At 42.2% G+C, this 20,059-nt stretch carries 33 protein-coding genes and 2 tRNA genes; 20 read left to right on the top strand and 15 right to left on the bottom strand.

Going from position 1 to position 20,059, the window contains the following annotated elements; translation table 11 throughout:
• The first annotated feature begins 183 nt into the window (after positions 1-183).
• A complete protein-coding gene (locus tag LC1Nh_RS03790) occupies positions 184-1,389 on the top strand; it encodes a hypothetical protein (RefSeq protein WP_153550376.1) in 1,206 nt (401 codons plus the stop codon).
• A gap of 50 nt (positions 1,390-1,439) precedes the next feature.
• Entirely contained in the window at positions 1,440-1,964 is a 525-nt protein-coding gene (locus tag LC1Nh_RS03785; RefSeq protein WP_153550375.1) for a hypothetical protein, read from the top strand.
• Here the strand turns inward: LC1Nh_RS03785 and LC1Nh_RS03780 are convergent.
• Both LC1Nh_RS03780 and LC1Nh_RS03775 read right to left on the bottom strand, forming a co-directional pair.
• Entirely contained in the window at positions 1,955-2,203 is a 249-nt protein-coding gene (locus LC1Nh_RS03780) for a glutathione S-transferase N-terminal domain-containing protein (RefSeq protein WP_256727611.1), read from the bottom strand. The genes LC1Nh_RS03785 and LC1Nh_RS03780 overlap by 10 nt on opposite strands.
• Before the next feature lie 26 nt (positions 2,204-2,229).
• The gene (locus LC1Nh_RS03775) at positions 2,230-2,670 is read right to left on the bottom strand and encodes an NUDIX domain-containing protein (protein ID WP_153550374.1); all 441 of its coding nucleotides are present in this window, start codon (positions 2,668-2,670) and stop codon (positions 2,230-2,232) included.
• A gap of 127 nt (positions 2,671-2,797) precedes the next feature.
• Between LC1Nh_RS03775 and dipA the strand changes: the two genes are divergently transcribed.
• The 5 genes from dipA (at position 2,798) to LC1Nh_RS03750 (ending at position 4,931) form a co-directional block, all read left to right on the top strand.
• A complete protein-coding gene (gene dipA, locus LC1Nh_RS03770; RefSeq protein WP_153550373.1) occupies positions 2,798-3,427 on the top strand; it encodes a divisome-positioning GTPase DipA in 630 nt (209 codons plus the stop codon).
• On the top strand, positions 3,427-3,828 hold the full coding sequence (gene dipB / locus LC1Nh_RS03765) for a divisome-positioning protein B (RefSeq protein WP_153550372.1): 402 nt from the start codon (positions 3,427-3,429) through the stop codon (positions 3,826-3,828). The genes dipA and dipB overlap by 1 nt, the downstream gene beginning before the upstream one ends.
• A 26-nt stretch (positions 3,829-3,854) precedes the next feature.
• Positions 3,855-4,226: an OapC/ArvC family zinc-ribbon domain-containing protein gene (locus tag LC1Nh_RS03760; RefSeq protein WP_153550371.1), complete on the top strand. Its 372-nt coding sequence runs from the start codon at positions 3,855-3,857 to the stop codon at positions 4,224-4,226.
• A gap of 64 nt (positions 4,227-4,290) precedes the next feature.
• Positions 4,291-4,563: a hypothetical protein gene (locus LC1Nh_RS03755; protein ID WP_153550370.1), complete on the top strand. Its 273-nt coding sequence runs from the start codon at positions 4,291-4,293 to the stop codon at positions 4,561-4,563.
• Between the two features lie 95 nt (positions 4,564-4,658).
• Positions 4,659-4,931 carry an amphi-Trp domain-containing protein gene (locus tag LC1Nh_RS03750; RefSeq protein WP_217907010.1) on the top strand — a complete coding sequence of 91 codons (273 nt, stop codon included), beginning with the start codon at positions 4,659-4,661 and terminating at the stop codon, positions 4,929-4,931.
• 20 nt (positions 4,932-4,951) lie between these two features.
• Here the strand turns inward: LC1Nh_RS03750 and LC1Nh_RS03745 are convergent, their stop codons facing one another.
• Positions 4,952-5,308: a hypothetical protein gene (locus LC1Nh_RS03745; RefSeq protein ID WP_153550368.1), complete on the bottom strand. Its 357-nt coding sequence runs from the start codon at positions 5,306-5,308 to the stop codon at positions 4,952-4,954.
• A gap of 4 nt (positions 5,309-5,312) precedes the next feature.
• Positions 5,313-5,666: a hypothetical protein gene (locus tag LC1Nh_RS03740; protein ID WP_153550367.1), complete on the bottom strand. Its 354-nt coding sequence runs from the start codon at positions 5,664-5,666 to the stop codon at positions 5,313-5,315.
• 55 nt (positions 5,667-5,721) lie between these two features.
• Here LC1Nh_RS03740 and LC1Nh_RS03735 point away from each other — a divergent pair, with 55 nt between their 5' ends.
• The gene (locus tag LC1Nh_RS03735; RefSeq protein WP_153550366.1) at positions 5,722-6,192 is read left to right on the top strand and encodes a hypothetical protein; all 471 of its coding nucleotides are present in this window, start codon (positions 5,722-5,724) and stop codon (positions 6,190-6,192) included.
• Here the strand turns inward: LC1Nh_RS03735 and LC1Nh_RS06180 are convergent.
• Positions 6,189-6,626 (bottom strand): PIN domain-containing protein, encoded by a 438-nt coding sequence (locus LC1Nh_RS06180; protein ID WP_153550365.1) that lies wholly within the window; start codon positions 6,624-6,626, stop codon positions 6,189-6,191. The genes LC1Nh_RS03735 and LC1Nh_RS06180 overlap by 4 nt on opposite strands.
• Entirely contained in the window at positions 6,580-6,717 is a 138-nt protein-coding gene (locus LC1Nh_RS03725) for a hypothetical protein (protein ID WP_153550364.1), read from the bottom strand. Before LC1Nh_RS03725 ends, LC1Nh_RS06180 begins: the two co-directional genes overlap by 47 nt.
• Before the next feature lie 110 nt (positions 6,718-6,827).
• On the opposite strand from LC1Nh_RS03725, the gene LC1Nh_RS03720 reads away from it, so the two are divergent.
• A complete protein-coding gene (locus LC1Nh_RS03720; RefSeq protein ID WP_153550363.1) occupies positions 6,828-7,139 on the top strand; it encodes a hypothetical protein in 312 nt (103 codons plus the stop codon).
• Here LC1Nh_RS03720 and LC1Nh_RS03715 read toward each other — a convergent pair.
• Positions 7,136-8,083, bottom strand: coding sequence for a nucleotidyl transferase family protein (locus LC1Nh_RS03715; protein WP_153550362.1), 948 nt, complete (start codon positions 8,081-8,083; stop codon positions 7,136-7,138). The genes LC1Nh_RS03720 and LC1Nh_RS03715 overlap by 4 nt on opposite strands.
• Positions 8,084-8,150: 67 nt before the next feature.
• Here LC1Nh_RS03715 and LC1Nh_RS03710 point away from each other — a divergent pair, with 67 nt between their 5' ends.
• Together LC1Nh_RS03710 and LC1Nh_RS03705 are read left to right on the top strand one after the other, a co-directional pair.
• Complete coding sequence (locus tag LC1Nh_RS03710) at positions 8,151-9,062, top strand: protein kinase domain-containing protein (protein WP_153550361.1); 912 nt, start codon at positions 8,151-8,153, stop codon at positions 9,060-9,062.
• 29 nt (positions 9,063-9,091) lie between these two features.
• Positions 9,092-9,229: transfer RNA gene (locus LC1Nh_RS03705), tRNA-Thr, on the top strand.
• Positions 9,230-9,322: 93 nt separating this feature from the next.
• On the opposite strand, the gene LC1Nh_RS03700 is transcribed toward LC1Nh_RS03705, so the two are convergent.
• The 3 genes from LC1Nh_RS03700 to LC1Nh_RS03690 all read right to left on the bottom strand — a co-directional run bounded on the left by LC1Nh_RS03700 (position 9,323) and on the right by LC1Nh_RS03690 (position 10,780).
• Positions 9,323-9,580, bottom strand: coding sequence for a hypothetical protein (locus tag LC1Nh_RS03700; protein ID WP_153550360.1), 258 nt, complete (start codon positions 9,578-9,580; stop codon positions 9,323-9,325).
• Positions 9,573-10,013, bottom strand: a complete 441-nt coding sequence (locus tag LC1Nh_RS03695) for a hypothetical protein (protein WP_153550359.1) — start codon at positions 10,011-10,013, stop codon at positions 9,573-9,575. The genes LC1Nh_RS03700 and LC1Nh_RS03695 overlap by 8 nt, the downstream gene beginning before the upstream one ends.
• A gap of 197 nt (positions 10,014-10,210) precedes the next feature.
• Positions 10,211-10,780, bottom strand: coding sequence for a VRR-NUC domain-containing protein (locus tag LC1Nh_RS03690; protein WP_153550358.1), 570 nt, complete (start codon positions 10,778-10,780; stop codon positions 10,211-10,213).
• 79 nt (positions 10,781-10,859) lie between these two features.
• Between LC1Nh_RS03690 and LC1Nh_RS03685 the strand changes: the two genes are divergently transcribed.
• Positions 10,860-11,441, top strand: a complete 582-nt coding sequence (locus LC1Nh_RS03685) for a hypothetical protein (RefSeq protein ID WP_153550357.1) — start codon at positions 10,860-10,862, stop codon at positions 11,439-11,441.
• A 1-nt stretch (position 11,442) separates the two neighbouring features.
• Here the strand turns inward: LC1Nh_RS03685 and LC1Nh_RS03680 are convergent, their stop codons facing one another.
• Complete coding sequence (locus tag LC1Nh_RS03680) at positions 11,443-11,712, bottom strand: hypothetical protein (protein WP_153550356.1); 270 nt, start codon at positions 11,710-11,712, stop codon at positions 11,443-11,445.
• A gap of 57 nt (positions 11,713-11,769) precedes the next feature.
• Here LC1Nh_RS03680 and LC1Nh_RS03675 point away from each other — a divergent pair, with 57 nt between their 5' ends.
• Positions 11,770-12,054 (top strand): hypothetical protein, encoded by a 285-nt coding sequence (locus LC1Nh_RS03675; protein WP_153550355.1) that lies wholly within the window; start codon positions 11,770-11,772, stop codon positions 12,052-12,054.
• A 4-nt stretch (positions 12,055-12,058) separates the two neighbouring features.
• Here the strand turns inward: LC1Nh_RS03675 and LC1Nh_RS03670 are convergent, their stop codons facing one another.
• A complete protein-coding gene (locus LC1Nh_RS03670; protein WP_153550354.1) occupies positions 12,059-13,513 on the bottom strand; it encodes a cell wall-binding repeat-containing protein in 1,455 nt (484 codons plus the stop codon).
• A gap of 289 nt (positions 13,514-13,802) precedes the next feature.
• Here LC1Nh_RS03670 and LC1Nh_RS03665 point away from each other — a divergent pair.
• Positions 13,803-13,875 (top strand) — tRNA-Pro (locus LC1Nh_RS03665).
• Between the two features lie 133 nt (positions 13,876-14,008).
• Here the strand turns inward: LC1Nh_RS03665 and LC1Nh_RS03660 are convergent.
• Entirely contained in the window at positions 14,009-14,368 is a 360-nt protein-coding gene (locus tag LC1Nh_RS03660; protein WP_153550353.1) for a hypothetical protein, read from the bottom strand.
• 157 nt (positions 14,369-14,525) lie between these two features.
• Here LC1Nh_RS03660 and LC1Nh_RS03655 point away from each other — a divergent pair, with 157 nt between their 5' ends.
• The 3 genes from LC1Nh_RS03655 (at position 14,526) to LC1Nh_RS03645 (ending at position 16,395) form a co-directional block, all read left to right on the top strand.
• Positions 14,526-14,714, top strand: a complete 189-nt coding sequence (locus LC1Nh_RS03655; RefSeq protein WP_153550352.1) for a hypothetical protein — start codon at positions 14,526-14,528, stop codon at positions 14,712-14,714.
• Between the two features lie 116 nt (positions 14,715-14,830).
• Positions 14,831-15,277, top strand: a complete 447-nt coding sequence (locus LC1Nh_RS03650; protein ID WP_153550351.1) for a YbhB/YbcL family Raf kinase inhibitor-like protein — start codon at positions 14,831-14,833, stop codon at positions 15,275-15,277.
• A 56-nt stretch (positions 15,278-15,333) separates the two neighbouring features.
• Positions 15,334-16,395: an NAD(P)/FAD-dependent oxidoreductase gene (locus LC1Nh_RS03645; RefSeq protein ID WP_217907008.1), complete on the top strand. Its 1,062-nt coding sequence runs from the start codon at positions 15,334-15,336 to the stop codon at positions 16,393-16,395.
• Here LC1Nh_RS03645 and LC1Nh_RS03640 read toward each other — a convergent pair.
• Together LC1Nh_RS03640 and LC1Nh_RS03635 are read right to left on the bottom strand one after the other, a co-directional pair.
• On the bottom strand, positions 16,373-16,909 hold the full coding sequence (locus LC1Nh_RS03640; RefSeq protein ID WP_153550349.1) for a hypothetical protein: 537 nt from the start codon (positions 16,907-16,909) through the stop codon (positions 16,373-16,375). The two genes, LC1Nh_RS03645 and LC1Nh_RS03640, sit on opposite strands and share 23 nt — an antisense overlap.
• Positions 16,909-17,274: a hypothetical protein gene (locus LC1Nh_RS03635; RefSeq protein ID WP_153550348.1), complete on the bottom strand. Its 366-nt coding sequence runs from the start codon at positions 17,272-17,274 to the stop codon at positions 16,909-16,911. Before LC1Nh_RS03635 ends, LC1Nh_RS03640 begins: the two co-directional genes overlap by 1 nt.
• 58 nt (positions 17,275-17,332) lie before the next feature.
• Here LC1Nh_RS03635 and LC1Nh_RS03630 point away from each other — a divergent pair, with 58 nt between their 5' ends.
• From LC1Nh_RS03630 to LC1Nh_RS03620, 3 genes are all read left to right on the top strand, one after another.
• Complete coding sequence (locus LC1Nh_RS03630) at positions 17,333-17,701, top strand: winged helix-turn-helix transcriptional regulator (protein WP_153550347.1); 369 nt, start codon at positions 17,333-17,335, stop codon at positions 17,699-17,701.
• Between the two features lie 4 nt (positions 17,702-17,705).
• A complete protein-coding gene (locus tag LC1Nh_RS03625; protein ID WP_153550346.1) occupies positions 17,706-18,515 on the top strand; it encodes a DUF63 family protein in 810 nt (269 codons plus the stop codon).
• Positions 18,516-18,576: 61 nt separating this feature from the next.
• Positions 18,577-19,935 (top strand): hypothetical protein, encoded by a 1,359-nt coding sequence (locus tag LC1Nh_RS03620; protein ID WP_153550345.1) that lies wholly within the window; start codon positions 18,577-18,579, stop codon positions 19,933-19,935.
• Positions 19,936-20,059: the final 124 nt, after the last annotated feature.

Below are 20,059 nucleotides of genomic sequence, written 5' to 3'. Positions count from 1 at the left end.
GATAGGTCTATACTTTGGACTATGCCTATCTAACTGAAGAACATACTTGTCCTTGTAGACTCTGAGCTGTACGCTTTCTGAGGTTTGTCTTCTCGATAGACTACCTCAGCAGATGTATGCACTTTTTTGTATATTTTTTGGTGTAGAGGGTGTTTTTACCTGTGTTTTCTCTGTCTTGTTTGTATGGTTTCTGGTAGTGATTGGGAAGGTTTTCTTGAGCCGGTTGGTGGAAAAGTTGAGCGGACTGCTGAGTTGTTGGATGAGGTAAGTGGTGGTGAGAGTGTTGTTTTGAAGCCGTTTACTGATTTTGATGGTCCGGTGCGTAGGCGGAGTTCTGGTGGTGATGTTTTTCACCGAGGTGTTTCTGATGGTTTTGATTCTTTGATCGAGTCTGAGGATATTTTGAATCCGGGCATTATTTCTGGTCGTGGCACCGGTTTTTTGTTGGAGCAGGTCGATTTCCTTGGTCTTGAAGGTGTTGATGTTGCCGGTGAGATGGGTGCTGTTTATTACTTGGCTGAGGATCTGGAGTCTGTTGCTGATGCCCGTGATCCGCGTTATGTCGTTCCTGAAGGAGAGGTCGGAAGAGAGGATATATACAGGTTTAACATGAAGTTCTTCGAATCTCTAGCTGAGGAAGGAGTCCAGTTTATGTACGGAGACAACAAGTCCAATGTAGTAGGCTCAGCTGCCTTAGAAGCTGTAGGAGTAAACCTTGACCAAGATCGTTTCTCTGTAGAAGGAACAGTGTATGAGCATATCTATAGTGATTCGAATGTTCAGAATGTGATATCAAGTATAAAGAACTATCCGGATACCGATGTTGAAGAATTATTCTCGTTTCAAAATGACAAGATCTGCTTTGAGAAAGATTTAGCTGCGGTTGAGGCTGTGACCAATGCCTTTATCGGTAATCCTTTCATCCCATGGCGTTTCTACGATCTAGGAGACGAACTGGCGATGGTGCCATCCTATGAGGCTGATGAAGACTTCAGCTATGACGAATTCGAAAGCATGGTTGACTCTATCACTGAAGAAATAAACCAGGAGTTAGACGCTGATTACTGGTCCAGTCCCTACCACGATTTCTCCTTCGACTTCGGTATAGAAGGTTATCAGAACCTGAAGACCAGGGCAGCACAAACCATAATCTCAGAGCAAAACATACCAAACCAAGGCGTAGTCCTAACGAACACTGGGGATAAACCAACGGATATAATCCAATTAGAACAAAGTGAGCAACAAGTACCGTATGTAGAAGGCAGCCTGTTCTTCGCCCAGGAAAAAACAGAAGCAGAAGAGTACTGCTTGGAAAACGATATTGACCATATCTCTGTTGAAAGTTTCACTGAATCATCCTATATCCAAAATCAAATGGCTGGCAGTTAGAGAGGTATCCGAAGTAGAAAATATATAATTTACTATATTATGTAACTATGATGGCTTCGGCTCAGAATTCTTCAGAATATGTCGAATTGATCGCAGGTCTTCATGATGGATCAGAGGTTGTAGCTGTTGAAGAAAGATTTCCAGGCATATTCAAGGAATATAACGGTAATTACGATGGAGAGGTTGATTTACTTGTATCTGAAGGAGGAATTCCTGAGAAACTAAGGGCTTATGAAGTAAAGGATGTTGAAAGCCTAAATCAACACACTATAGTTTCTCATGCTGCACGAGCAAGGGAACAATGCGAAAATATAGAGGAGCACTTTGAAAGTTTAGGGTATGAAGTTGAAGCTGAATGCCTAATAAACCCTCAAGGTCATCTGGCTGCGGTAAAAGAGATGTATGATTCCTTCGAAAGAGATCTCTTTGATCTTGATGATGCTAAAGACATAATTTCTGAGCCCGGTAGAATGCCTCATCTTAAAGAAGAAGCCTTAGAAGAAAACGAAGAAGGGTTATATAAAATAAATAACGAGTTAGCAGCGGTTCTAGAATCTGGACTCATTCAGCCATAATGCTCTTCCAGGTAATCCACGATATCATCGCTTTCCGGCATCACGGTGTCGGTGTTAGGGTCAACTAGTACAGGTACATTCGTTTGGCCCGATACTTCTTCTACTCTGCTTCTGTCTTCTGGGTCTACTGCTCTCGCTATGAAGTCTATCCCTAGGTCTGTGAATTTTTGCCGTACTTTTGAACAGAATGGGCATCCTTCGAACTGGTAGAGTTCCAGCATCTCGTCGGGTTGTGTCATAAGAAACGGAGGGGTTTAGACTTTTTTCATTCTTGGCTTACTATCTCAGCTGCTCTCTCCAAAACCTCAACATTGTTCTGATAAGTCAGAAGACCTTCCACATCTTTCTTTTTCAGGAAGAATCCTTGTTCATGTTCGTCGTGAGGGTTCTCAGTAATGTCGATCTGAGCTTCTTCGGACACTCTAACTATGAATGCTTTGTATTCTCTCTTTATCTCTTCTCCGTCTTCTTCAAAGGTCCACTCTGCAGTTTCTTCTAGATCGGTGATTTCTTCTATTTCGTCTTCTTTTATTCCTGCTTCTTCGCCTAGTTCAAGTTTAACCGTGTCTTCATAATCATCTTCCTCTAGGTGACCTTTAGGTAGCTCCCAGCCTTCCCAGTTCTTCTTCCTCTTCAGAATGGCGTACCGGTTGTTTCTCCGGCTTTCTTTGTAGGCCACTATGATTACTCCCTTTTCGGTCTTCATATCTCCGATTTGAGATGTCAATGTTTTATTTTTCTCTGTGGAGGCCGGGAAAATCTGTTGTTGGAAGGGTTTGACAGGGAATGGTTTTTATAAGTCGTCTTCGAACTTGTTATTGAGCGGTGTCAAAATGATAGGGCGTCTTAAAGATTTGTTCAGCAACCTGTTCGGTGACTCCGAGAAAGATGATATCGGTATAGGGATTTATGGTCCTCCCAACGCAGGTAAAAGTACCTTGGCCAACGAAATCAGTAAAGACCTGACAGGAGAGGAAATGAGTAATGTATCGGAGGTCCCTCACGAAACAAGGGCTGTAGAGAAGAAAGAGAAAGTAACGATCGAGTCGGACGACGGTAGAAGCCTTGATCTTAACCTTCTTGATATGCCTGGAATCTCAACAAATGTTGACTTCAAAGACTTTACAGAGCACGGTATGGAAGAAGATAAAGCAAAAGGTCGAGCTAAGGAAGCTACGAAAGGGATAGTGGAGGCAATCAAATATTTGGACGATGTTGATGCGTGTCTAGTGATTTTTGATTCCACAGAAGATCCTTATACGCAGGTAAATGTTACTATAATTGGGAACTTGGAAGCTAAGGATATCCCGATTTTGATTCTAGCTAATAAGATTGATAAGGAAGGATCTGATCCTTCAAGAGTCCGTGATGCCTTCCCTCAGCATCCGGTGCTTGAAATCTCCGCTAAGGAAGGAGAGAATATAGATAAACTTTATGAGGAAATAATCGAAAGGTTGTCATAATGAGCGAAGAGGAAGGAGTCACAATAGAGTTCATGTCCGGAGAGAAACTATCCGGCAAGAAATTCCAACAGAAGCTCGAACTTGTACTGGAAAAAGTAACGGACAACTCAGTACTCGTACTGGATGAATCCTGGACTCCTGAAGAAAAAAGAGAACTAATCCAGACATCTATGGAGAAAGTCGATGAAGACTTTCCCGGCGTCGAATTCTTGGGGCTTGACTCAGGAGAATCACGATTTGAGAAAGCTCGAAGCCTTTTCTATGAAAAAATACTGAATGAGAAGACACGGCAGGGCATGACTATTGTAGGTAACAGCCGTGTAATGGAGAAAATCAAGGAGGAACGTGACACAGTCAGCTTCCTCGCCAAACTTGAAGATCAGGCTGATACCTCAGACTAAGGTGATTTCTGATTCCTCATCGTTGTATGAACTGCGGTCGGACATATGAGGACGATTCTGATAAGATTGTTGACGGCTGTGAGTGTGGTTCAAGTCTTTTCATGTATGAGAACGAGCCTGAGATGAGTGAGGAAGAGTTAGAGGAGGAGAAGGCTCAGGTTAAGGACGATATTGAAGAGATGGTTTCTGAAGGAGAAAAGGAGAGGGAGAACATTCGTTTGGAGTTTGATCTGGATTCTATCAGTGTGCAGGAGGAAGGAGTGTATAACATCAATGTTTCCCGCCTGTTGAAGGAGATGCCTCTGGTTATTGAGAAGTCAGAAGGTATTTACAAGATTCACTTGCCTTCGGCGTTTAAGCCTGAGGATAAGGATGTAGAGATTGAGGACTTGAACTAGGCTGGTTTTGCGGAAGTTTTATACGGAGACTGTTCTAAACTAGTTTTTAGGACTGATTTAATTTATGGCAGAACAAGAAGACGATGAAACTGTTAGAGAGGAAGATATTTTCGGACTTCCCAAGCTCTCCACTAACGCCGAGGTAGCAATCTCATTCACATTATTCGTTCTAGGAAACCTGCTGCTGTTCACAGTATTTTACGCTAGTGGCAGACTTGAAGCAGTACCTTTACTAGGACTGACATTGAACGCAGTAGCATACCTCTTCATGATGGAAGCAGTAAGAGAGTTTGAAGAGAAAGACCACTTCCTCTCCAGAAAACTGATGAAAGACTAAGTTAATCAAATCTCCCTTTTTCCCCCTCATTTTTTCCTGCCCTAAACCGGTCGGAATACAAAATGATTAAAACTTTTTACCTATCGATAACTAATATGAGCAAAGAAGTAGACCTGGACTTCCAGTTCTCAAACGATGAACTAGCCAACTTCCTAGAAAACTTCGCAGATAAAATAAGAGAAGGCGAAGTCGGACTAAGCTTCAAAGGAAAAGAAGAAGTCCAGATAACTCCAACACTTCAGAACCAACTAAAACTAGACTTCAAACAACAAGAAGACAAGAAAACACTTGAACTAAACATAAAACTGTCAGAAGAAATAGAAACAACAAGCCAGGGAAGACAGAAAATAGAAGTAGAAATAGTCTAAAAAAACACGCTCTTCCTACTTTACTGTCCGAAACTCTCCAATATTTCAATCATCTTCTGATTCTGCTCAATAATCTTATCCAGTTTTTCTTCTACTCCGCTCATATCCTGAGAACTGCTTGAACCTGAGTTGGAGTTGGTTAACGGGTTGCTGTCCGAATTGGATGGACTGGAACTGGTCTTTCTTTCCTCCTCCTGCTGTCGCTTTTTAGGGCTTTCCTGGCTTAATCCGTCTTCTTCCAATACTTCGATAGGAGTATCATCTCCTTCCTGCTCTTCTTCGGAGGTTTTCTCCGCGTTTTCTTTTAGTGTATCGAAGTTTCCTCCGCCTGCTGAACCTGTATTCTTTTTGTTATTTTCTCTTACTGAATCTTTCACGCTATCATAGTACCCCATTCAAGTCACCATCAAAGTTTTCATCATTCTTTTCATCCTTCTTCTCATTTTTTCTGTCTTCGTTAGTCAGTTTTTCAAGCAGTTCAATTATCCTTTCGTTCTGCCTGTACAATTCTTCGACATCCACATTTTTACCGCTTCCGCTGTTCGAAACCTGGGAACCTGAGGCCACACTCGAAACCCTGTCGCCAGAGCTACCTGAACTGGTGGAACTGTCTACTACTTTGTCCTCTACCTCGGACTTCAACTTACTTTCATTCCGGCGTTGAGAACTGTTTTCCTCAGGATTAATAGTTACTTCGTCCCTACCTGATTCTTCATCCTTGTCAAAAAGCCCCATGCTTAACGCATTACAATCCCTCAAATAAAAAGATTTCAAGGAGATAGACTATTCTATGAAAGCCAAGGTAAAACCTGTAGAGAAAAAACAGGCATTGAAAGAATACCTCAAGCCCCGTACAGAAAACATCAAAGAGACAGAAGACGGGAAACTGGAAGTAGAGATTCAAGAACCAGAAAAACTTTCCAAAATATCGGGCGTAGACTCTTACACTGTTGACGGCGAAGAATATGATGGGATCGGAGGAACACCGATCCACGGAAAGGCCTTTGCCAAGATAGAAAGCCGGAAAGATGCAGCACGAGCATTTCTTGCTACACTAGACGGCTACACACTGTATATCGTAGGTTCGAACCGTGAATGGGATGTACGATCCTTGAAGCAGTACAATTCTGAAATCATCGAACTGAAGAGCCCGGAAGTAGCAGAGAAGTTTGACTTCGACAGAAAAGTAAACTACGGAGACGAAGACTTCCCCGTCAGTGAGGAAGAATTACTTAAGATTTACATGGAATTCCTGGCTTAATTGTCTAGTATTTCTTCTGGAGTCTTAGCACCGAGGTCTATCAGTTCGCTGTCAAAGCTGATTAATTCTGCATCGGCATTCATGGCTAAAGCCATTATTATGCTGTCCATTGGATATGCAAATGTGTCTTTCTGAATCTTGTTGGCTTCCAAGAAGTCTGATGAGTCTGGGATGATTATGTCGACTGAGTTGATTATTTCTTGCTGGATTTCTTCTATTTCGTCTCTTTCGTGACCCTTCTTTTTGGACAGCACTGATCTAATCTCATAAGGTTCAACATAGAAGTAGCCAAGTCGTGATCGGAATTCAGTAATTCTTTCGCGGAAGAAAAGCGATTTTCTTCTTCCGTCAGAACAGCTATAAAAATATTTGAGTCGATGAAAAACTTCATTCTCTTTCCCTGAGTTCCCGTACTTCTTTGACAGAGTCAACATCTAACTCCTTGAATCTAGAAGACAGCCTATCACCCAAGCTATCTTCACCTTCCCCGGAAAAGGTAGCTATATCTCGTGCGAATATCTCCATACTCCACCATCAAGATTCAACTATATTAAATCTAACGACAGAAACCTGTGATACGAAACTTGAGGAAGGACTTAAAACTTCTTAGAAACATACTTTGGATGTGTTAAACGATGGAAAAGGACATTGACTTCGACAGGGTAGAATACTCAACAAACCGGAAAGTACAGAACGATGAAGGAGAGAAAACCGGAAGAGTCAAAATGTTCTCCTACGACAACGAAATGTTCCACTACGAACTCAAATGCCCATACTGCGGCAACGAATGGGAAGACAGCCAGGAACTAGGAAGCCGTCCATGGTGGATCGAATGCCCAGAATGCACAAGAAGCATCAATGTCAACCGCATCAAAGACGCAATGGAAAGAAAAATCAAAGACAGAGGTCCAGACGATGTAGACGACGCCGATGTCGATGTAACCTAAATTAACTTACTTTCCACGACATAGTCATTCTCTTCTCTAATCATTTCTCTTACCTTCTCCAATAAATTCTCAGAAAACTCTTTCAAATCATCTATCTCTTCAACTGTTATTCCAGTATCATGTGACTTCGAAAGTGGCTTACCATCTTCATCTCCGATCATCGGTGTCAGGAAGTATTCTGGTGTTTCTCCGCAGGCGAGTTCAGTGATTTTTCTGACTTTTTCTACTTTAGGTGTTTTCTGGCCTTTACCTGCGTCCCTGTAGTCGCCGCCAAAGACATGGATGGCAACATCTCTCGCCGGATCACGCACCGGATCTACCAAGTAGTATACTCCCTTTCGGCTCTCAGAGAGCGAGGTCGTCATAAAACCGTTTGGACAGTCCGGATTCCTACATGCAGACACCAATTCCCTGGTTTCAGAGGAAAAACTTGAACCTTTCGCATCAGAAAAACCGCATTTCTCACATACAGCAGCCACAGGGCTACGATATCTTCTTCTGAAACCTCCTCCAAAAATCTCATCGAACTCGCCCATGTTGTTCAAAATATTTCTCAACGCGTCATCATACTCCTTACTACTGTACTCCGAGAGGTAGTTAACCTCGAAATCAACAGTCTCACTCTTCAAAACACTAAGAAACTCTGAGATCTCATCAACACGATGCTCCGCAACATTCTCATGATTACCACAAGAACATTCTCGCTGGAAAAACAGTTTCATAACACGGTTCTCCTCCGGTAAATGATGCTCGTGAATATGCGCACTCCAATCGGTATCACAGACCATCAAATCCAACTCCAAATCCAGCTCATCCGCCAAAACAGCAGCATAACAGATGGTCAACAAATTGCCGACATGCAGAGAACCGGAGGGCCTGAAACCGACAGCAACTTTTTCACCATTTAAGTCTGCTTCGCTCAGTTCTCCAAGTGTATTCTTCATCTTTGGACCTAATTAGTCTTCGTATCGGGCTTTTTATCATTTTTACTGATTATCTCTGGTTGGGGAAATGGATTTAGAGTATACTTGGTTGGCAGGAAATCCTGAACACGCTGATACGGACTATTTTGAACTAGGCGACTACCGCTTTAATCAATCCCAGAGATTGTTTCCTCAAAATGAGATGCTTGACGAACATGTAGAACAAAAGGGAAGATACGCAGAAATCTACGGTTTGGAAGATAAAGTAGTTAAGCTGTTAAATCCTTCTAAGTTCGAAAATCAGTGTCTTCCACAGAACTCGGAGCAAAATAGGGAGGCTTACCGAGTCCTAGAGGACATAGATTGTCCAAATGTTTTGACGCCGACAGAAGTTATAAGCGGAGACATACTCTCAGACGGACAAGAAGTAGTGGCTGAAGACCAGTTTGCAACAGTCATTGAGAGAAGAGAAGACACAAGCACTCTCTACGACCATGATACTTCAGGGATCACATGGCAAGAAGCAGAACAGATAATCTCGGATGTGGCTTCAGGCCTATCAGACCTACACAGCCACGGCGTAGTACATCACGATATCCGCCCAGCAAACATATTCTACGACCAACAAAACACAATCCTCTTCGACTTCGACCACTCCACTACGCCATACACCACAGAACCACAAGCACCAGGAGACTACACACTAGAAAAACCTCCAGAAATAAAACAAGGAGGACAGATAGACCAGAGATATGACATCTTCCAACTAGGACAACTCTGGACGGCACTAACACACCAAATACCGAGAACAGCACCACTAGGAGAAACAATCCACAAACTGGACCCAGAAACCGAAATAAACGAAGGAATAAATCCAGAAGTACCTCAGCAACACAACCAACTCATGAAACAAGCACTAAGCTTCAAACCAGAACAACGACCCCAAAATGCAGAAAACCTACTAAACCAGATAAAAACCAGACCAAGTCCAACTATTTAACTCTTAACCGAACCACTCAACAATACAACGCCTCGATAGCTCAGCTTGGCTAGAGCAGTTCCCTTGTAACAAACACATCTTCCCCTTGGGAAGCATGTTCTGTCTGGTTTATCAGACAGGAAAAGCAAGACAGGAACAGGTCCAGGGTTCAAATCCCTGTCGGGGCTTAAGATTCCGACTTTTCTTCAGAATCAGAAACTCTGGCGAAGATATCTTAGACTAACAACCTCGGTTGTGTAGGGTTGCTGGTTATTTCTGACTCAAGGGGTTGAGAAGACTAAGTTCAAGGCAAATCCGATAACTCCTGATAGTATTATTGCGGTAGCTGCAAGGGCTTCTCTTTTCCAGTCACTTCTATTCTGCTTGTAGTCCTGAAATTCATCTTTTGGCAGCCATTCTCTTTGGTTCTCCTTGTAGTTTTGAAAATCTTTCTCTAGTCTTGCTATTCGACCTTTGAGTTCTTCAACTTTGGCCTTATTTTCCCATGTTTGGCTATCGGGATCTCTTGAATCACTCATTTAACATCCCTCTCAGCGTCTTGATGTAGTTCTTTATCTCTGAATATTTTTCATCTTCATACGATCCAAGCCCTATTTCATATCCAGTAGCTATATCTAAAGTGATGGCGCCATGTAATCTTTGATCGTTCTTGTTTATTCGAATCCTGCCTACATTTTCATACTTATAGTATATGTAATCAATCATTCTGCCTCCACTATACTCTAGAACTAGTATATAATCATCTAATAATACATGCAAATCTAAGGCATCCTCGTCGTATTTTTGAGGCTCTGATTCAGAACCATTGAGAATTAAAAAATCAATCATCTTATCAAAATCAATAATATCATTAAGTTCCTCTGAAACATAATCTACTTCGGATTCTGTATAACCCCATGATAGGAGTTGAGATGAAATTTTTCTATGCAGCTCTTTATCTTCTGATGGCATAATTCTTATCTAAAAAACAAATGCTAAAAATTTGTCGGTCAACAACTCCAAGAACACTATAAGGAAGCGTAACATCTGATGGTGCATCAGGCGCCTACTTAGAAGGTCATGGAGGAGCTTTCTCAGAGGAATTTTAGGTGCAGCCTCTGGAGCGGACAAAGAATAAAGTTCAAAAACTCATAAAAGGAACTGTTTATCTATTTTGAATCCAGAATCAGTTCGTTCTTATTCTTTAGACGCCACTCAACAGAATCCTCCTTAGACAAACCCAGGATTGAGGCTAGTGTTTTCGGCAGTTCTACTAGGTATTTTGAGCCTACCTCTTCCGTGATTTCGTCCTCTGAGTTTTCGCCTTTCCGATCCTGGAAAGTATATGCCCCAATATTTTCCGTATCAAGTTTGTCTTCTACTTCTTTCTTCCGGGTGAACCATATCTCTGCGTTTACTTCTCTAAAATCTTTCAACCATTTCAACTGAGTGTGTCTGAGTCCGTCTCCATCGGTTTTTATCTCCACAAACTTGTATTCTCCTTTCTGGTTGAAAGCTAGGAAGTCCGGTACGCCTGGCTTGAAGATATTTGAGATGTCCTTTTGTGCATCTGCTCTGATCTCTCTGCTGAGTGTTTCACAGACTTTAGGGAATCTTTCTTGTAAGTCTTCCAACATTCCTGGTGTGGTCCTGACTACTTGCTCCCAGTTCGCCTCCAATAGTTCCTGTGCATATTCTTCTGATGGTGTTAGTGAGGCTTGTTTTTCGAATGGTATCATGTTCTGTCTTTGATTTTCCGTGTTAACTGGTTTTGAAGTTATTTATTTTTGTGTGGTTTAATTGTTATGTGGGTTGAGGATGGGAGTTACTGAGGAGCATTCTCGTAGGGCGGAAAGGTATGCTACCTTGATCGGTGGTTATGTTTTGGGTTCTATGAGGCGTAGGCTTAGGGATAATGGGTTCTTTAATTATGTTGCTATAGATCCTGAGGATGTTTCTGAAAGTTTTGATGTGTCTCAGGCGGTTGTTTCTCATGCCTTAAGTCATTTGGAGGAGGATAAAGATTATTTGAAAAGGACTTCTGAGGCATTTGGGATCCATGTTGATAATTTTGACTACGATGAGTCAAGTAGCGTTCCTAAAGAGGATCAGATGTATCAATACTTCTTTGATTGTGCGCATGATTTGATTAGATCGGGATCGGCACCTACCTATGAGCATGAGGCTTATGTCTTAGGATTTCTCGCCAAGAATAATGGTGGCGAAGTTTCTACCTCAAAGGCTAAAGATTTCATAGATAAAATATTCTACACCGGTGAATTAATGCAAGGACTAGATTTTGAAGAAGAAAGACTGAAGAATAGGGTCTATACATACGACTGGGTTGAACGCAGAGATGGAAAAATAATATTTAAAGAGGAAGAATTACCTAGTCTCTGACTTACTCTTCCCTTGCTTCCTTCTCTTTCTCGAAGATTTCCGGTAGTTTTTCGACGATGTGGTCGACTGCTTTTTCGTCGGTGGGTACTGTGAACCGTTTGTTGTAGTTCACTGATTCGTCGTCGTTGTAGTAACCTGTGGCAATCTGAATAAAGCTGTTTTCGCTTCCGTCGTCCTGGATGGCTTTGTTTCTTGATACTTCGATGAATTTTTCTCCTGGGAAGTTTCCGTAGTCCTGGCGTTCTTTCTCTATTGTCTCGAATTCTACCATGATTTGATTTTTGCAGCTACAGTAATTTAACAATGATTTTATTGTTGTAAGGATTGTATGCTTTTGGAGTATGAAGGTGAACCGGAAGATTTTCCTAAAGGGATTTATGAGGATGAGACTGAATTAGATGAGGCAGTAGATTATCTTCAGGAATTGATCGGTATTCAAAATGACAGAGCTCTCTTCAACTATGGGAAATCCCGGATAGATGATTTCTGGGGAGTTACATTGGAAGAGCTGTACTCTGAGGCTTTGGAAATTAAAAGAAGAGAAGAAGATGTGGAAGAATTATTCTTCCGGCGTGAAACTCGGAAATCACAGGATACTTGGTTTAAGCTTTGAAAGCTTAGTCGATTGTCAGGTTTTCCCTGGTTTGCTCGACTACTTCTCCGTTTACTGCGACTCCGACACTTGTCTGGTATTCTCCGTCTTCCGCTTGTAGTTCTTGCTCGAAGTTATACTCCGTGTCGCTGGTTTCGTTCTCTGTTGGTTCAAGACTGAACAGGAACTGGATATGCGTCTGATTCTGGAAGATCCTGGTTGATGTACTGTAACTGTTACCATCGGAGTAACTTCCTTCTGCTGCTACAGTGTTCCCTGAGGATGATAGCCCGATGGAACTGGCTACACTCTCACTGTTTGTTGTGTCCTCCTGACTTTCGTTCTCCGTATCTACAGTCATGTTCTCTGACTCATTCTCCGTTTCGTTCTCTGTTTCGTTTGTTGTTCCGGATTCGTTTGCTTCTTCCATAGTTTCGTTTGCATTTTTGAATTCGAGTTCGCTCACTAGGTCTTCGTTGATTAAGTCGTTCCAAGTCTCTGAATTGTTTCTAACAAGATCTATTGATGTCTCTACTTTGTCTGTTACTTCTATGAAACTTGTTTCACGTGACTGGTTTATTTCTCCGGTTATTTCCTGTCCTAGTTCTGGTTCTCCTATGATATTGAAGGTGTCAAACCCTGAACCGTTAATCATTTGGATATCCTTCTCGAAACTGTCACGAGTTACTGGGAAGGTTACGGTACTAGGACTTGAATAGGTAGGAATACCGTAGTTAAAGTTCGAACCTGTTGTCGCAAATAGGTTGTCTTTCTCAGTGTTTTCAAATGTCTCATTGTGAAGCCTAGCTGCCAGTACTTCCGCACTGCCATTTTCGAAACTTGCTTCTATACTGTTGTTCTCGAAAATGTTCTCTAACTCTGTAATATTCTCATCCGTTGTGTGCACTGTTGCTTCCTCTACGCCCTGATCCTCGAGTTCTGTTAAAGCTTCTTCCGACATGTTCTCATCTTCCAGAATAACAGGGTTTTCAGCATCATTCGCCAGCGCCGACAACACTCTATACGATTGAATGGTGTCGTAGAGATCGGTTTGAACTATGTTAACCTGTTCATTATCTTCCGACCAGAAATAGTTTGAAACCTCTAACGAAGTATCTGTAGCCGTCTCACCCCAGACACGGATAGTATTCTCCGTCTCAGTTCTTATCTGTTCCTCAACATTTTCAGATAATGCTGCAGGACCTCCAACAATAACAGCATTATCTACTCCTGAGAAAAACTCAGCTTCTTCATCAGAGAGATTTTCCGGTCCTGCTAAAACCACAGGAACTCCTAAACGTTCAGATACAACATCGGCAATAGTAGGATCTATATGACTGGCACTTGAAGCCACTAACACAGTATCCAACTCAGCCGAGGACTGATTCAACCCGTCCGTCTGATTAGAAGTATTTTGAGCCATTCCCATACCAGTTACCAAAGCCAATGCCACACCGACAACTAAAGCTTTCCATTTCATAACAATCTAAAAAAAGAACCTCACACTACTTAACCACTGCTAGCAAAAAACAAATCCAAAAAAACGCACCTATCTGCTTCCCTACGCGAAGACGGAAATCCTATTTTAAAACTAGTGTACCAAACCAGATAATACAGGAAGGCGGGATGGTGTGACTGAACGGACTGGTTACGCTCAGATCCTACGAAAACCGAAAGGTTTTCTAGAGCAGAAGACCAAATGGTCTTCAACGCACGCAAAGCATGGTTCGCCGAACCATGCACCTTGATGATCAAACTTTCAGAAGTTTGGCGGGATGGTGTAGTGGACTATCATTGGCCGTTTGGGACGGCCAGACCCCGGTTCAAATCCGGGTCCTGCCAAATAATTTTTCTTACAAAATGTGATAAATTTTTTTGCACCGGTAACGGAACAATTCGTCTTTAGCGAAGGTATTTTCTCCGGGGTATTTGCAGACCAAATTAATTAACAAGATAAAAAGAGGGGAAATGTTCCCTAAACTCCTGGTACTCCTATTGCTTCGAAGCCTCCGATTCCTATGGCTGCAAGCAGGTAGAGGATTATAAGTACTGAGATCCAGGCTATGAGTGCGATTGCTGCTGCGTTTATCCAGCCGCCTTCGTAGCTTATTTTTATCACTCCTAGCCATGCTATAAATGTGATTAAAGGTCCAAGGAATGGTATTCCTCCTAGGAAGAAACCGACTATGCTCCATACTACGGCACCGATTAATGCGGTTTTAACTGCTTTGGAGAAGTCGGCTCTGCCTAACGTGAACATTGCTCCAAAATGTATTCCCAAGCCTCCTATTATTATTCCGACGATAAAAACTATAAGATTGTCTAGTAATGCCATGCAAACAATTTATTTCCTCCTTTTTAGTCCTCTTCCGTCTAATTAAATATACGACTGTTTGAAGCTTTCTACTATGCTTGTTTTATTTCAAAGATTCATTGATACATGTTTTATTCTACATAAACCGGTTTAACAGACTCTTGACATCAGTAGGTGCATGCGTGACTATCCAACTTTCGATGAGTTAAGGAAAAAGATGGAAGAGGAGTTCAGAGAAAGGGAGAAGAGAAGGAGAAGAGGAAGAATTAAGAAGAAAATTCAAAAGGCGTTCCTGGTTATGACAGGGATAGTACTGGCTCTCACAATAGCTAAAACTATGTTAGCTCGAAGCAAGGACAGAGACTAACTCAGAAAAATTAATTCTTACAAGCCTTGAGATCTGCTGCAGAATTTGCTCTGCATTTTCCGAAGAGCCTAACAGGTTTCGAAAACTTATAGATTTCGGGCATCAATTTGTAGACAATGAGAATTACTTCGCCAGAGTTTGAAGATGGTGAGAAACTACCTGAAAAACATGGGTATCCGCGGGAGAACACTAGTCCGGAGCTTGAGATAGAAGGTGTTCCGGAGAAGGCTGAATCACTAGTTGTTATAGCCGATGATCCTGACGCGGTTGAACCAGCCGGAAAGATCTGGGTGCACTGGACGATGTGGAACATCCCAGCAGACGCAGATAGAATTGCTGAGGATGAAGCCCCGGGGATTGAAGGTACGACCGACTTCAGAAAAACAGGTTACAACGGTCCTAATCCTCCGGATGGAGAGCACACTTACTACTTCAGACTGTACGCACTAGACACAGAACTTGACCTGGAGGAAGGAGCTTCCCGAGAAGAACTCGATGAAGCCATGGAAGGACATATAATTGAGGAAGCAGAGTTAACTGCCCGATGCGGCAGACTCTCCTGATTCTTCTTTCTTCTTTACCTTTGGTCTAATAAATCAGAGATCAAAAATAATTGACTGTGAGCGAGAAAATAGTAGTTCTCGGCGCCGGATTTCTCGGTGTAAACGCCGCATTAGACCTGGTTAACGCTGGAAAACAGGTAACTATAATAGATGAAACTCTGAAGCATCAGTACATACCAGGAACAGTCGACATAATCAGAAACCGTTTCCAAAGAGAAGAACTGGAAATCAACCTAGAAGAGTTCTTACCCGAACAAATAGAACTGAAAGAAGCCACGGTAAAAGATGTAAGACCTGATGAAAAAACCGTTGAAACACGGAACGGATTGATAGGCTACGACAAACTTGTAACTGGATTAGGAGGCGCACCCGAAAACTTTGGAATCGATATATCCCCAGCAGAACATGCATGGGGCATAAAACCAGCACAAAAACTTTCCAAGAAAGCAGAGAACGCTGAAAAAGCAGTGATCGTCGGAGCAGGTTACGTTGGCATCGAAGTAGCAGGAGAACTAACCGAAAAAGAAGTTGAAACCACTCTCGTAGAAGCAAACACACGACCAATGTCCTACCTGGATCAGAAAAGCTCCGAGAAAATGCTTGAAATACTTCATAACAAAGACATCAAGTTTAAAGGCGGTAAACAGGTTTCTGAAGTCGCTGAAGGATCCGTCACCTTTACTGATGGTGGAGAAGAGGCGGCTGACCTAATTGTATGGGCTGCAGGAGTTAAAGCAAGTGAAACAGTAAAGCAAATATTCTCAACAGGCAGAAAAGGGATTGAAGTCAACCAAGGACTGTCAGCTATAGGCTACAATGATATTTTTGCTGGAGGAGACTGCGTCGATGTCTCAGGGCAGAAAACAGCTCACAAAGCAATGAAGCAAGGAGAAGTAATAGCAGAAAACATTGTATCCAATAGCGAACCGCTGAACCAGGTCGAATCTGAGCAAAACTTCCTTATAGTCAGTATCGGCGATAAAGCAGGGCTTATCTTCCAAAACAAGCTTGTATTCTCAGCAAATTTCCTCAGACACTTCAAAGACTTGGTAAAAACCTACTACTTCACACGACTGAAGATTAAGAAAAAACTGTTTAATGCAGATTTCCTTCCCTGACATCATCGTCAAACGCAAACAAAGCATAACCGACTTTCTCAGGTGTAAAACCCGTTTCCTCCGCTATTTCCCGGATATGCTTCATCATCTCAACATAGTCATCAGGACCGAAACTCTCTTTCCTATCCTCTACATAGTCAAACCTTTCAAGCGATGCCCAGACACGCGTATCGACTATAGCATGTCTATCAGGGTTTAAAGCAGTTAGTACACATGACGCGGTCGGCGCCTTGAAACCTGACAAACCACAGATCAACGAGATTTGCGAAAAATCGCCTTCAACATTCAAGACATTCTCTGTTACTTCTCTACATCTTCCCTCCGAATTTTTTCTTACATGGTATGCGCTACGAGTCGAAGATTCAAACGCTATATCGTAGAGCTGGTCCTGAGTCAAGAAACCTTGTTCACGGTATTTTTCTCCAAATTCCTGGATTTTCTCAGGAAGAACTCCCTGAGTCTTCCTATAGTATTCAAGATATTTTTCTATGAAGTCTGAGTCTAAATCTGTCATTATTGGCTTTTTACCTTTTCTGCAAGTTTTTCCGCGGCTTCACCTGACTCTCTTTTCCCTCTTCTCTCGAAGACTTCTTGGCTTTCTCCCGAACTATCTAAGAATACTTTCTGCACTATTCCTTTCTCTACTTCCAGATCTAGTATCTTTCCAATCACGGGTTCCATGTAGTCCTCGGAAGTGTCACAGATCACGATGAATGCTTCTGCACTACTTCTACTCATTTTTCCAGGAATATCTACAAACTCTGTCTCACTGACTTCGGCTTCTAGCTGAAATTCGGCCAACTGGCTATATGCATGTTTTCCAAATTCCTTTTCTGTTGAGTCCAGGATAAGTACATCCATACTTACTTTCTCTTTCATGACTTGTTAAATTAGCTGCGAAAAATGGTTCAGGTTAAAAATAACTGAGGTCTATTGCATGTGTATGAGTGATGATAAGATCCCAGCATGGTGTGCCGGCGAAGAATGGTGTCCAATGACCGCCGCCTCCAATATCATCGGGAAAAAGTGGCACCCTGTAATCCTCTCAATGCTTATAGAAGAGGAAAAAGGGTTCAACGACCTGAAAGAACAGGTAAAAGGAATATCCAGCAAAGTACTAAGCGAAAACCTGGAAGACCTCCAGGAAAAAGGCTTGATTGAAAGAAAAGTTGTAAGCGAAAAACCTTTCCGAGTAAAATACTCGGTCACACAGACAGGAAGGGAACTAGGACCTGTACTTGACCAGCTACATGACTGGGCAGCAAAACACCTAGAACCTGCAGAAAAACAGGAATCAGTAATTTAATACAATGAAAGAACTGCTCTGGAAATACATCGTAGGACCGATAGTAGCCGATGCAAAAGGAGCAGAAACAGTTTTGTGGAATGGTGTTACAGCAACACCTGGATACAACCCAGTCAACACAGTTTTCTACATTCTACTAGCCTCAGCAACAATATATGCAATCTACAGGCTTTTCCACTCCCGAGAATTCGACATCACTCCTAAGACAGCAGTATACACAACCCCGTTCATACTGCTAGGGGGCACACTCAGATTCCTAGATGATGCTCAACTAGTCCAGTACCCGTACAGCATACCTCTAATAACACCTCTCATATACTTCTTGATAGCTGCAGTATTCCTGCCAGCTACCTACAAACTAGAAGATAAGAAACTAGGATACACAGGCACAGCACTACTCCTACCGGTAATCGCTTATGCTGTAACCGGCTTCAAATCACTTAACATTCTTTATGTTGTAGGCACAGCCGCTCTAACGTTATCAGCAACCGGAATCTACTATTTCTTAGCTGAAAATGACTACAGTTCAACATCGATGATTTTGCTGGCTTTCACCCAGTTCTTTGAAGGATCTGCATCGATGATAAGCAGTTTCTACAGTTACAATCCTAAACAGCTACTGGCTCAGGCTTTCAACTCTATCCTAGGATTTCCGGGTGTATTCGTGATGAAGACAGGAATCCTTCTGCTAGCTCTCTCCATCATCACCGATCTTGAAGACGAGAAAATGAAGGCATTGGCATTGATAACGCTTTACTCAATCGGGCTAGGCACAGGATTCCGAGTATTCCTGAGAGTAGCAGCAGGAATCTAAAAAATTTATCTCTGATCCAACCCGGTTGTATAATAAAATCAGCTGAACAAATAACATCTTAATGAAGAAACTAGTTTTACCGGCTGCAATAATCTTACTCGTATTCACAGTATCTGCACTGGAGACCTCAATAACACCGGTAAAATCATCGGCAAACCAGTCCTCCCCCGCAGTGTTCAACGTAACCCTACAAAACCAAAACCCTGACAACCAGACCTACTCCGTATCCATTCTATCACCAAAATCATCCTGGCTCTACTATCCCAAAACCATCAAAGCACCAGGATACTCAAACAAAACATTCCAGATAACAGCTTCGCCAGTAGAAGACGCGCTACAACAACGATACCGCTTTGACGGAAAAATAAGAGAACAGAAAACCGGCAAAACTAAACAATTCACAGGCATCTTCAACGTCCAACAACCCTACAAACTACACATAATAGACCTAAAACAAGAAAAAACAAGCTTCATCCCCGGAGAAATAATAAACACAGAAATAGAAGTCAAAAACCTAGACAGCCAACCAATAGAAAACTACCAAGTCAAAGCAGCCTACAAAAACAAAACAAAGACAGAAACAGGCACAAGAATACTTCCAGGAGGAACAAGAAGATACGAATTCAGCTTCAGAACAGACAAAAACGCCACGCCCGGAACAAACCAGATAGAATACACCGTAACAGCAGACAACAAACTACAGACCACAGCAGCACAAAAAACCACGATAGAAACAGTAAAGAACATTTCAGAAACACAACAAACCAATAACAAAATCCTAGTATTTGAAAAAACAGTGAAGGCAAAAAACACAGGCAACTCACCTACAAACGTAACATTAACCGCTGAAACACCAGCATACCTACAATCAATCACATCAACAAGCATAAAACCTAACCAAACACAGGAAATAGACGGAAAAACCGTTTACACCTGGCAAAAAACACTTCAACCAGACGAACAGTTCTCAGCAACATACCAAGTAAACTACTGGATCCCGGTAGCAGCCATAACACTGCTGATACTGATGCTGGCAGCGATCAAACTCCTCGGAAACAACATATCACTGATCAAAACCGCAGAAACCGACGGAAACAGCATCAAAATAAACCTAGAAATAGAGAACAACGGCGAAAAAACAATAGAACAACTTGAACTAGAAGAATTCATCCCAGACATAGCAACGGTAGACGAAAGCTTCTCCATGAACACGCCAAAAATCAGGAAAACAAACGAAGGAACCAAACTAACCTGGCAAGTAGAAGACCTAGAGCCAGGAGACCAGAGAATCATACAATACAAGATAAGACCAAAAGTACAGGTAGAGGAAGAAGTAGACTTCCAACCTGCCACCATCAGAGACACGGAAGGAAAGAAAATAGCAGAAAGCAACACCACCTCCGCAGAATTCAATACCTGAACACACCTTAAAAACTTTAACCAGTAAACCAATTCTTACAACACCCGACTAAGCTCAGACGAAAACCTGGCGGTTTTCTCAATGAGTCTAACTCGGGCATATACGCACCCAACTTAGCTCAGTG

The organism is Candidatus Nanohalobium constans, assembly GCF_009617975.1.
Lineage (GTDB): Archaea > Nanohalarchaeota > Nanosalinia > Nanosalinales > Nanosalinaceae > Nanohalobium > Nanohalobium constans.
This window is presented reverse-complemented; position numbering and strand designations above follow the sequence as displayed.

Coding starts and splice junctions, on each gene's coding strand:
- LC1Nh_RS03790 (WP_153550376.1), top strand. CDS start 184: ATGGTTTCTGGTAGTGATTGGGAAGGTTTTCTTGAGCCGGTTGGTGGA.
- LC1Nh_RS03785 (WP_153550375.1), top strand. CDS start 1,440: ATGGCTTCGGCTCAGAATTCTTCAGAATATGTCGAATTGATCGCAGGT.
- LC1Nh_RS03780 (WP_256727611.1), bottom strand. CDS start 2,203: ATGACACAACCCGACGAGATGCTGGAACTCTACCAGTTCGAAGGATGC.
- LC1Nh_RS03775 (WP_153550374.1), bottom strand. CDS start 2,670: ATGAAGACCGAAAAGGGAGTAATCATAGTGGCCTACAAAGAAAGCCGG.
- dipA (WP_153550373.1), top strand. CDS start 2,798: ATGATAGGGCGTCTTAAAGATTTGTTCAGCAACCTGTTCGGTGACTCC.
- dipB (WP_153550372.1), top strand. CDS start 3,427: ATGAGCGAAGAGGAAGGAGTCACAATAGAGTTCATGTCCGGAGAGAAA.
- LC1Nh_RS03760 (WP_153550371.1), top strand. CDS start 3,855: ATGAACTGCGGTCGGACATATGAGGACGATTCTGATAAGATTGTTGAC.
- LC1Nh_RS03755 (WP_153550370.1), top strand. CDS start 4,291: ATGGCAGAACAAGAAGACGATGAAACTGTTAGAGAGGAAGATATTTTC.
- LC1Nh_RS03750 (WP_217907010.1), top strand. CDS start 4,659: ATGAGCAAAGAAGTAGACCTGGACTTCCAGTTCTCAAACGATGAACTA.
- LC1Nh_RS03740 (WP_153550367.1), bottom strand. CDS start 5,666: ATGGGGCTTTTTGACAAGGATGAAGAATCAGGTAGGGACGAAGTAACT.
- LC1Nh_RS03735 (WP_153550366.1), top strand. CDS start 5,722: ATGAAAGCCAAGGTAAAACCTGTAGAGAAAAAACAGGCATTGAAAGAA.
- LC1Nh_RS06180 (WP_153550365.1), bottom strand. CDS start 6,626: ATGTTGACTCTGTCAAAGAAGTACGGGAACTCAGGGAAAGAGAATGAA.
- LC1Nh_RS03725 (WP_153550364.1), bottom strand. CDS start 6,717: ATGGAGATATTCGCACGAGATATAGCTACCTTTTCCGGGGAAGGTGAA.
- LC1Nh_RS03720 (WP_153550363.1), top strand. CDS start 6,828: ATGGAAAAGGACATTGACTTCGACAGGGTAGAATACTCAACAAACCGG.
- LC1Nh_RS03715 (WP_153550362.1), bottom strand. CDS start 8,083: ATGAAGAATACACTTGGAGAACTGAGCGAAGCAGACTTAAATGGTGAA.
- LC1Nh_RS03710 (WP_153550361.1), top strand. CDS start 8,151: ATGGATTTAGAGTATACTTGGTTGGCAGGAAATCCTGAACACGCTGAT.
- LC1Nh_RS03700 (WP_153550360.1), bottom strand. CDS start 9,580: ATGAGTGATTCAAGAGATCCCGATAGCCAAACATGGGAAAATAAGGCC.
- LC1Nh_RS03695 (WP_153550359.1), bottom strand. CDS start 10,013: ATGCCATCAGAAGATAAAGAGCTGCATAGAAAAATTTCATCTCAACTC.
- LC1Nh_RS03690 (WP_153550358.1), bottom strand. CDS start 10,780: ATGATACCATTCGAAAAACAAGCCTCACTAACACCATCAGAAGAATAT.
- LC1Nh_RS03685 (WP_153550357.1), top strand. CDS start 10,860: ATGGGAGTTACTGAGGAGCATTCTCGTAGGGCGGAAAGGTATGCTACC.
- LC1Nh_RS03680 (WP_153550356.1), bottom strand. CDS start 11,712: ATGGTAGAATTCGAGACAATAGAGAAAGAACGCCAGGACTACGGAAAC.
- LC1Nh_RS03675 (WP_153550355.1), top strand. CDS start 11,770: ATGCTTTTGGAGTATGAAGGTGAACCGGAAGATTTTCCTAAAGGGATT.
- LC1Nh_RS03670 (WP_153550354.1), bottom strand. CDS start 13,513: ATGAAATGGAAAGCTTTAGTTGTCGGTGTGGCATTGGCTTTGGTAACT.
- LC1Nh_RS03660 (WP_153550353.1), bottom strand. CDS start 14,368: ATGGCATTACTAGACAATCTTATAGTTTTTATCGTCGGAATAATAATA.
- LC1Nh_RS03655 (WP_153550352.1), top strand. CDS start 14,526: ATGCGTGACTATCCAACTTTCGATGAGTTAAGGAAAAAGATGGAAGAG.
- LC1Nh_RS03650 (WP_153550351.1), top strand. CDS start 14,831: ATGAGAATTACTTCGCCAGAGTTTGAAGATGGTGAGAAACTACCTGAA.
- LC1Nh_RS03640 (WP_153550349.1), bottom strand. CDS start 16,909: ATGACAGATTTAGACTCAGACTTCATAGAAAAATATCTTGAATACTAT.
- LC1Nh_RS03635 (WP_153550348.1), bottom strand. CDS start 17,274: ATGAAAGAGAAAGTAAGTATGGATGTACTTATCCTGGACTCAACAGAA.
- LC1Nh_RS03630 (WP_153550347.1), top strand. CDS start 17,333: ATGTGTATGAGTGATGATAAGATCCCAGCATGGTGTGCCGGCGAAGAA.
- LC1Nh_RS03625 (WP_153550346.1), top strand. CDS start 17,706: ATGAAAGAACTGCTCTGGAAATACATCGTAGGACCGATAGTAGCCGAT.
- LC1Nh_RS03620 (WP_153550345.1), top strand. CDS start 18,577: ATGAAGAAACTAGTTTTACCGGCTGCAATAATCTTACTCGTATTCACA.